The sequence below is a fragment of the Aerococcus sp. L_32 genome (genome assembly GCF_050689315.1).
This window is the reverse complement of the sequence record NZ_JBOEQF010000081.1, coordinates 1-9,513: the sequence shown is the minus strand read 5'-3', so window position 1 is coordinate 9,513 and position 9,513 is coordinate 1. Positions and strand designations below refer to the sequence as shown.

The following is a 9,513-nucleotide window of genomic DNA, read 5'->3' as shown; positions in this document are numbered from 1 at the left end:
GCGGAATAGGCCCACACCTGAACATGGTGCGTCGACTAAAATCTTATCAAAGCTTGTCGGTTCGCTACCATTTTCCCCAAAACGGTCTAACAAGGCAGTCGCGTCTTGATGAAGAATTTCCACGTGGTCAGCTACCTGCATCCGGTCCACATTTTCTTGAATTAAAGGCAATTTATTTTCTGCTATATCACAGGCAATGACATGCCCGGTTCGGCCAACTGCTTCAGCGATTTGCACAGTTTTTCCACCCGGTGCGGCACATGCATCTAGGACGGTTTCGCCTGGTTTCGGGTTCAAAGCTTCTACAGCTAGAAGTGCTGATTCATCTTGGATGGTAATTTCTCCGTTGATGAATAAAGATGAATGAGCTGGATTCCCCTTAGTTACCCGTAAGGCATATGGTGACAAAGGACTAGGCGCTACTGTAAAACCTTCTGCTTCTAATATCTCTTGATATTCGGTCATTTTTTCTGTGTTTAGGTTATTAAATTTATTGTTGGCCCGAACGGTAATAAAAGGCGTTTGATTGAGTGAATTAGCCAATTTTTCGGCTTCGTCAAAACCAAAACGGTCCACAAAATAATCTACCCATACAGGCGGTAATGAGGCCTCTAGGGTTAACTTCTCTCTTGGATCTTCTTTGGTTTGGATAAAATCGGCCATTGTTTCATAACGTCTGGTGAAATTCCGTAAGACCCCGTTAGCGAATTTAGCCAAGGTCTGATTGCCTCGTTTGCGGACAATTCTAACTGCTTCATCAACAACTGCATAATTTGGGATATTGTCTAAATAATACATTTGGTAGGCCGAAACAATGAGTAAAGACCAGACCCATGATTTCACTTTATTGGGCTTGGCTACAAAATCACGGACAAAAGCGTCCAATGTATAGTAGTTTTGAACAGACCCATAAACCAGGTTAGTATAGAGGTTACGGTCTGCTTCGGCCACAGCTTCTTCAGTTAACACCCGGTTAACTTCTTGGTTGATGAAGTGGTTGTGGCGGATAATTTGATTAACTGACTCCATCGCTTGAAAACGAGCAGATAATTTTAGAGGTGTTTGATAGCCCCCACTATGGCCGCCATTTCGAGCATTTGACCCTGGTTCTACTTGATTATTCTCCATCTACATCGTCCTCCACTTGGTCAAAGCTATCGCCGACCGCTAAGTTACCAGCCCCACCGTTAATGAAGGCTGCAACGTCCATTTTTTTCTTACCTGCTGGTTGTAATTGTTCAATAGCTAGAACGGTTTTATTCCCTGTTGCCACCCATAATTGAGCCGGTTTCTTTTGAATTTTGACAATTGTGCCTGGTTTTTCGTCAGTCGATTCTTCTTTGACTGGTGCTACCTGCCAAATTTTCCACCGTTGCCCGTCCACTTTTGTATGGGCTACTGGCCAAGAATTAAAGGCCCGGACTTGGTTGTCAATTTGCTGCGCTTCTTTACGCCAATCAATTTGTTCCTGTTGGCCAGTAATATTTGGGGAAAATGTCGCTTCTTCCTCAACTTGGGCTTGCGGTTCAATTTCACCGGCAAATAATTTCGGTAATGTTTCTATCAATAGGTCCGTCCCTGCAACCGATAATTTATCGAACATAGTCGCAACGGTATCGTCACTTTCAATTGGGACGACCACTTGGGTTAAGATATCCCCTGCGTCCATTTTTTTCACCATCCGCATGATGGTCACGCCTGTTTCCTTGTCACCATTCCAAATGGCATAGTGCACAGGCGCGCCCCCGCGGTATTTCGGTAGTAATGACGCGTGGACGTTGACTGCCCCTTCTTTTGGCGCCTCTAATATGCTCGTCGGTAAGAATTGACCAAAGGCTGCAGTGATGATTAAATCGATGTCCTCAGCTAATAAGTCTTTGATTTCTTGGTCCCGGCCGATTTTTTCCGGTTGGTAAACTGGAATATCGTGTTTTAAAGCCGCTTCTTTCACTGGTGATGGTGTTAATTTCCGTTTGCGCCCTACTGGACGGTCTGGTTGCGTCACAACCGCAATCACTTCATATTCGTCACTTTTTTCGACTAGTGCTTCTAATATATTCACTGAAAATGCGGGTGTCCCCATAAATACAATTCTTTTCAAATGTGTCTCCTTTAAATAAATCCTGTGCTTTCTTCCTATTATACCATTATTTCAATCTGAGATTTACTCCGATCAGTGTCAGATTTAGCTTGAAATTACTAGCCCTTTTTACATGAAGGATTGTGGGTCTACGTCAATGGATACGTAAATTTTGTCTTTTGACCAATCTTGGGCTTTTTCTTGAATTTCTTGTAAAACAGCTTGGATAGCCTGGTTGCCTCGGTGCTGGTACAAGAGTTGGTAATAGTATTGATTATTAATTCTTGATATGGTCGACTGAGCGGGACCAATCACCTTAGTTGCTTGAATATCGGCCCGCTGTAAAATTGCAGCCACCTTAGCAGCCGTTGCTTGCGTTGTATGATCGTCAAAATTAGAAATGGTAAACCGAACGGTAAAATAATACGGCGAATACTGGTTAAGTTTCCGGTATTGCATTTCGGTTTGATAGAAACGGTCATAATCATGATTTTTAGCCAAGGTTAAGGCATAATGGTCAGGATTATAAGTTTGAATCAAGACTTGCCCGTCCAGATCCCCGCGGCCTGCCCGTCCTGACATCTGGGTCAAGAGCTGGAAAGTCCGTTCAGCTGCTCTAAAATCTGGCAGATAGAGTGTGGTATCTGCATTGATAATCCCTACTAAAGTAATATTTGGAAAATCCAGCCCCTTGGCAATCATCTGGGTACCTAGTAAAATATCTGCTTTTTTATCAGCAATTTGCTTTAATATCCGTTCATGACTCCCTTTACGCCGGGTGGTATCCATATCCATCCGAGCTACGGTTTTATTCGGGAACAGCTCATTAATTTCTTGTTCCACCTTTTCCGTCCCCGTACCAAATTCACGTAAGTGGGTTTGACCACAATCTGGACAACGTTGCGGTCTGGCCTCGTTATAGCCACAATAGTGACACTGCAACTGTTTGTCATGATAATGGTAAGTCAGTGATACATCACAATTTGGACATTGAAAGGTATAACCGCAGTCTCGGCATTGCATGAAATTGGCGAAACCACGACGGTTTAACATCAAAGCAACCTGTTCGCCCCGGTCCATTTTAGCCTGCATTTGGTCACGTAATTGCCGTGAGAATTGATAGTAATTTTTATGTTTAAATTCTTCACGCATATCAATAATTTCAACAGGCGGTAGTGGCTTTTGATTGGATCTTTCTGGCATTTCAAGTAGTTGATAAACCCCATTTTGGGCTCGTGCTCTAGATTCTAGACTAGGGGTTGCTGACCCTAGGATAACTGGCGAATGGTGGTAAGCTGCCCGCCATTTGGCCACTTCCCTTGCATGATAACGAGGATTATCTGACTGTTTGTAGGTAGATTCATGTTCTTCATCTAAAATAATCAAACCGATATTGTCTAATGGTGCAAATATAGATGACCGGGCCCCAACAGCGATTTTAGCTTGGGCATTTTTTAATTTGCGCCACTCATCAAAGTGTTCCCCTGTTGATAATTGACTATGCAAGACCGCTACTTGGTTCCCAAAGCGACTTTTCAACCGGTTGACCATTTGCGGGGTTAAGGAAATTTCTGGTACCAGTAAAATAGCCTCTTTATCTTTATCTAAGGCTTCTTGAATCAGTTGCAGGTAGACCTCAGTCTTCCCTGACCCTGTTACCCCTTGTAGTAAGAAGACCCGGTCTTCTTGGTTATCCATGGCTTCTTTTACAGCATTAAAGGCAGCTTCTTGTTGGGCTTGTAAGGGTAACTTTTCTGATTTTTCAATCGCAATATCTGCATAGGGATCACGGTTAACTTGTTGGTCGTAAAGTTTTAACCAACCCTTTTCACTTCCCACTTTTAAGGTAGCTGTGTGCAAGTCAAATTCATCTCTTAGGTATTTAGCAGGTACTTTCTTACCGTCCAGCTCCATTAACACTTCCACCAAGGCAAGTTGCTTCTTAGCTGTTTTTCGAATGCTGGTGACTTCTTCCTCTAGTTGGTCAAAGTCCATCAGTGGTTGTACCCATTTTTCCGTTTTATAGCGTTTACGGTCTTCTACCCGATAGTCTATGGACAGGTGACCTTTGTTTTTAAGGGCTATCAACTCGGTGAGAATCCCCCTTTTTTCGGCTTCAGACCAGGCGATTTCACTGAGGTCATCAAAGTATTGCTGATGGTCCAGATAGGAAATTTCAGGGGTTGGCAGGAAGAACTTTTCATAATTTACCTTGAGCAAGTTAGGCAGCATGGTATGGTAGGCTTCAACTAAGAAACAAAAGTTTTGCTCGGCCATATCCTTACCTAATTGCAACGTTTCCGCGTTTAAAACCGGTTCGTCGTCTAAAAGTGCGGTAATCGGCTTCAATTCGCCTTCAAAATCAGCCTCGGTTTTAGCTGGTGAAATGACATAACCCAAGAGGTTACGACTGCCAAATGGGACTTGTACCCGCATGCCTGGTTGAATAATATTCACCATTTCTTCAGGGATTTGGTATTCAAAAGGATGGTCCGTCTGCATGGTGGGGACGTCCACGATCACTTCTATAACATTTGCCTCAACCATTCCAGTCGCCTCCTTCATCGTATTCATCTACCTATTGTATAGTAATTGGTTAGAATTTAACATTAATTGCCTGTGGCATATATTTTCGCTTTTGCTTTGTATATCCATTCGTTAATTTATCCTTTTTGTAACTAAATACTGATTAAATTGAAATATTATAGTTTATTTACGAACATTTAACTTTGATTCTATTTACTTGTTCGTTAATTTATCTTAAAATGAGAAAGAAGGAAATATTTTTATTTAAAGGGAGCAAAAAATGATCGGATTAGAAAAAGCCATTGTCGCAACTTATTTTCACACACCAACTCACGGCCAACTTGAATACCAAGAACAGGCACTGATAACCATCAACCAAGATGGGGTCATCGACCGAATTGTACCGGCTGATGATGGTGATTACCTACCCCTCATTCAACTATTTGAAGAACGTGGCACTTTAATTCGTTTAACAGACGGTCAATACTTATTACCAGGTTTCATTGATACCCATATCCATGCCCCTCAATGGCCACAGGCGGGGATTGCTTTAGACGCCCCATTAGATATTTGGTTAAATGAACACACTTTTCCACTAGAGGCTAAATATAAAGACATTGACTTCGCGAAAGAAGTTTACACAGACTTAGTGGCGACCTTACTCGCTCGTGGCACCACTACTGCCCTTTATTTCGGGACTATTCACAAAGAATCGTCATTTGAATTGGTTAAGATTGCTGCAAAAAAAGGTCAACGCGCCTTAGTTGGTAAAGTAGTTATGGATGACCCACAAGGTAACCCTGACTTTTACCGAGATGCGTCAACTGAGATTGCCCTACAAGAAACTGAAGAATTTATCCAAGAAGTGCGCGCCTATGGTAAGGACGTTATCCAAGGCGTTTACCCTGTTGTCATGCCCCGCTTTGCTCCCTCTTGTACTGACGAGGCCTTAGCTGGTTTAGGTGCACTAGCTCAAAAATACGACACCCACGTCCACACTCATTGTAGTGAAGGTCAATGGGAACATGATTTTACTTATGAACGCTTTGGTAAAACTGACACAGAAGCGCTTAGAGACTTTGGTTTATTCGGCAAAAAATCAGTCATGGCCCACTCTAACTTTATCAATGACGATGATGCTGCGATTTTTGCAGAAAACCAAACAGCGGTTGCCCACTGCCCTATTTCTAACGTTTATTTTGCTAATAGTATTATTCCCATTAAACAACTAAAAGAATTAAATGTACAAGTTGGCTTAGGAACAGATATTTCCGGTGGTTTCTCACCGTCTCTATATGACGGGATTAAACAAGCTGTGATGAGCTCACGTCAATTAGAAGACGGTGTTGATACCCGGTTACCGCAACCTCAACGTGGTGTGGCCGATTCTCGCATTTCTGTTGTAGAAGCCTTTTCTCTCGCTACACTTGGTGGTGGTGAAGCCCTTGACTTACCAATTGGTTTAATCAAAGAAGGTTATACGGCTGATTTCCAAGTCATTGATACAAAAGCTAAGGAAAATCGTATCCAAGGATTTGGTGTCTTTGAAGACCTAGGACAAATTTTTGAAAAGATCCTATACTTAGCTAACCAAGCCAATATCCAACAAGTATATGTTCAAGGTAAATTAGTATTTGAAAGATAATGTTCAATTGATAATTAGAGGTGTGCTCATTCTGATGGTCACATCTCTTTTTTCGTGTATTTCATTAGCATAGTCACTTCGTCTGTCCGGATTGAATAAGCAAAAAAACCAAGCAACGGAAAGCTACTTGGCTTAATGAAGTTTATATGTTTTCAAGACTAATAATTAGCTTTGTGATAATGAGTCCGGATCAATCACTAAGTCATTAGAAGCGATTTCTTCTAACGCTTGACCTACAAATTTAGGTGATTGGTATTCAGTTAACATTGGGTTTTTCTCAACTTGTAATTCAGTTGCGCGTTTTGCTGCAATTGATACTAATGAGTATTTTGAGTCGATGCGGTCTAATAATTTGTCAATTGATGGATAGATAATCATTATTTTTCGTCGCCTTCCTTTAAGTAATTTTCTACAATATCGTCGATAAATCGGTCTGTTTTTAAATGCTCAGCATTTATGATGGTTTGAATTCGTTCAACTGCCGAGTCTACATTATCATTTTCCACAACATAGTCGTATTGCGTAACCAATTGTAACTCTTCTCGTGCTTGATGCATCCGTTTCTCAATGACTTCTGGGGCGTCGGTACCACGATTAACTATTCTAGATTCTAACTCATGCATAGTCGGTGGTGCAAGAAAAATGAATACACCATCTGGCATACGTCGCTTAACCTGCAATGCACCTTGAACCTCTATTTCAAGGAAAACATCCTTACCTTGGTCAGTCATTTCTTCAACGTATTGAAGGGGTGTTCCATAGTAGTTGCCCACATATTCAGCATACTCCAACAAACGTTCGTCTTCAATCATACCTTCGAATTTGTCGCGCGATACAAAGAAGTAGTCTTTTCCATCTACTTCGCCCGGACGTGGTTGTCGGGTTGTTGCAGAAACTGAATAATAAAACTGATCATGATTTGTATCAGTCTCGAACAGCGCTTGTCGCACTGTTCCCTTCCCCACTCCAGAGGGACCGGATAATACAACTAATAGTCCTTTCGATTTCATAGAACACCTTTCACCCTTCACATTTTTATATAGCATTAATAGTACCACAAATTTAAATATTTTTCTCAAAGACCTGAAGATTTTCTTTAATGTTCGGATTAATTTTCAATTAGAATCATACCATATTTAAGCTTCTGAGTAAAAAGTGAACAGATGTTCGTAAAAAGACTTGCATACCGAACGGACGTTCTTTATAATATAAATTGTAAAGCGAACAAACGTTTGCTAAATCAAGTTACGTTACTACGTACCCATCATTCTGACCACTGTTCAATATAAGGAGGCTTATCATGCAAAACCCATTATCTTATCAATCAATCCGTAATCTATTCATCCCTGTTGATCCAATGTTGCTTGAAGCTGAACAATCTAGCCAGTCAAATATCCTTTCTTTCAATAGTGAAGAGCGCAAAGCGAAAAAGGAAAGCAACGTATTGACAACTATTATGCCAATCAAAGACATAATCAAACATATTAACTATTCAAACGAATTAGGTGAACCCCTATATATTACCGTTACTCGTCAAATCGGTTCTATGAACACCAAAGATATTTTATTTGGTATCTTCCGGTCAAAATATACAGATAAAGACATTATCCTATTTGAAGATGTTGATAATGATGTTATGCGCATCATTAAAGTCGATGAAATCATGGCTGTTCGTTCAGTTTACATCGACTAATCCATATAGATAACACAAAACCAGCTAGACTCTTAGCTGGTTTTTGTGTTTTATAAATTATTTAATTGACTTCAGTCGCCTTAGAGAACTGGTGAGAACAATCTCGAGAACCCTTGACGGAATTTCTTCCATTTTGTTTGGTTTTCGAAATGGTCCATGTCGACTTGAGTTGATTCTTTCAAATCATTTTTGAAGATTCCTTCTAATTGGGTAACGACTTTGCGGTCATACACAAAGGCATTGATTTCAAAGTTCAAGGCGAAGCTTCGAATATCAAAGTTAGCAGTCCCAACGCTAGCAACATGACCGTCTACGCATACTGTTTTGGCATGTAAGAACCCATCTTCACGGTATTTATGTACGTGAACACCAGCTGGCAGTAAGGACTTTACATAGTATTCAGTTGCTCGATATACTAATGGGTGGTCAGGTTTTGATGGAATCATGATATGGACTTCCACACCTGATAAGGCTGCCATCTCAACTGCTTCAAAGATGGCTTCGTCTGGAATAAAGTAAGGTGTTTGAATATAAATATACTCTTCTGCAATATTAATCATCTGCAGGTAACCCATTTTTATTTGGTCTGACTCTTCATCTGGTCCAGATGAAACAATTTGCATGGCTGTTTCCCCATTTACTTCTGGGTCTGGGAAATATTCATGGTCAAAGTCACTTGGTTTGGCTTTTTTAGAAGCGAACCAGTCTACCATGAAACGACTTTGTAAGGTTTTGACAGCATCTCCTGTTAGACGGAGGTGAGTATCGCGCCAGTATCCTAGAGGCCCTGTTCCAATATACTCTTTGGCTACATTAAAACCTCCTACATAACCGACTAAACCGTCAATCACCACAATTTTACGGTGGTTACGCCAGTTTAGACGAAAATTAAAAATAAAGAAGGGACTTTTTGAGAAGAAACTTTCAAACTGTATCCCTGCTTCTTCCATGCGTTTCACTGATTTCTTACTTAGAAAACGGCTACCCACTGCGTCAGCCATCAATTTGACCTCTAATCCCGCTTCGGCCCGGTCAATTAAGGCGTCTACTACCCGCATACCCACTTCATCATCAGTAAAGATGTAGTATTGGACATGCACTGAATCTGTTGCGGCATAGATATCCGCAACTAGTCGGTCCATTTTTTCTTGGCCTGAAATAAAGATTTCGACATGATTGTTTTCAGTCAAGATTGAATAGTCACTCTTAAACAAGACACGCATCATCTTTTGAATGCCACGTGGATAGTGGTTGACATTTTTCTGTTTACCCTTGTCATTTAGGTACTTATCTTTTAATCCGTTCAATCCATAAACTTCTTGGTTTCGAATTCTAAAGATATTTTGGTCGGAAATTTTCCGGCCTACAAAGTAGTAAATGATAAACCCAACACCCGGTAGTAATATAAGGACCAGTAGCCAAGCCCAAATAGTCGCCACAGGACGGTCTTGTCTAAGGACGGTAATAACTGCGGCGATGGTATTTAACACTAAAAGAATTAAAATCCCATAAAAAATATATAAACCCATGTTTTCCCCTTTTTAAAAGTAAAAGAGCAAACAAAATGGT

At 40.8% G+C, this 9,513-nt stretch carries 8 protein-coding genes; 2 read left to right on the top strand and 6 right to left on the bottom strand.

Annotated features, from left to right (window positions below; all coding sequences use genetic code 11):
• The 3 genes from rsmB to priA all read right to left on the bottom strand — a co-directional run.
• On the bottom strand, positions 1–1,128 hold a 1,128-nt coding region (rsmB, locus tag ACRCJ0_RS06925), incomplete at its 3' end, for a 16S rRNA (cytosine(967)-C(5))-methyltransferase RsmB (RefSeq protein WP_431389990.1).
• On the bottom strand, positions 1,118–2,101 hold the full coding sequence (gene fmt, locus ACRCJ0_RS06920; protein ID WP_431389989.1) for a methionyl-tRNA formyltransferase: 984 nt from the start codon (positions 2,099–2,101) through the stop codon (positions 1,118–1,120). The genes rsmB and fmt, both read right to left, overlap by 11 nt.
• 108 nt (positions 2,102–2,209) lie before the next feature.
• Complete coding sequence (gene priA, locus ACRCJ0_RS06915) at positions 2,210–4,627, bottom strand: primosomal protein N' (protein WP_431389988.1); 2,418 nt, start codon at positions 4,625–4,627, stop codon at positions 2,210–2,212.
• Positions 4,628–4,886: 259 nt separating this feature from the next.
• Here priA and guaD point away from each other — a divergent pair, with 259 nt between their 5' ends.
• Positions 4,887–6,251, top strand: a complete 1,365-nt coding sequence (gene guaD, locus ACRCJ0_RS06910; RefSeq protein WP_431389987.1) for a guanine deaminase — start codon at positions 4,887–4,889, stop codon at positions 6,249–6,251.
• 165 nt (positions 6,252–6,416) lie between these two features.
• Here guaD and rpoZ read toward each other — a convergent pair whose 3' ends face one another.
• Together rpoZ and gmk are read right to left on the bottom strand one after the other, a co-directional pair.
• A complete protein-coding gene (gene rpoZ, locus ACRCJ0_RS06905; protein ID WP_016896748.1) occupies positions 6,417–6,629 on the bottom strand; it encodes a DNA-directed RNA polymerase subunit omega in 213 nt (70 codons plus the stop codon).
• Positions 6,629–7,261, bottom strand: coding sequence for a guanylate kinase (gene gmk, locus ACRCJ0_RS06900; RefSeq protein ID WP_016896747.1), 633 nt, complete (start codon positions 7,259–7,261; stop codon positions 6,629–6,631). Before gmk ends, rpoZ begins: the two co-directional genes overlap by 1 nt.
• Before the next feature lie 290 nt (positions 7,262–7,551).
• On the opposite strand from gmk, the gene ACRCJ0_RS06895 reads away from it, so the two are divergent.
• Positions 7,552–7,944 (top strand): hypothetical protein, encoded by a 393-nt coding sequence (locus tag ACRCJ0_RS06895; RefSeq protein ID WP_069286343.1) that lies wholly within the window; start codon positions 7,552–7,554, stop codon positions 7,942–7,944.
• An 80-nt stretch (positions 7,945–8,024) separates the two neighbouring features.
• Here the strand turns inward: ACRCJ0_RS06895 and cls are convergent, their stop codons facing one another.
• A complete protein-coding gene (cls, locus tag ACRCJ0_RS06890) occupies positions 8,025–9,473 on the bottom strand; it encodes a cardiolipin synthase (RefSeq protein WP_431389986.1) in 1,449 nt (482 codons plus the stop codon).
• Positions 9,474–9,513 lie beyond the last annotated feature (40 nt).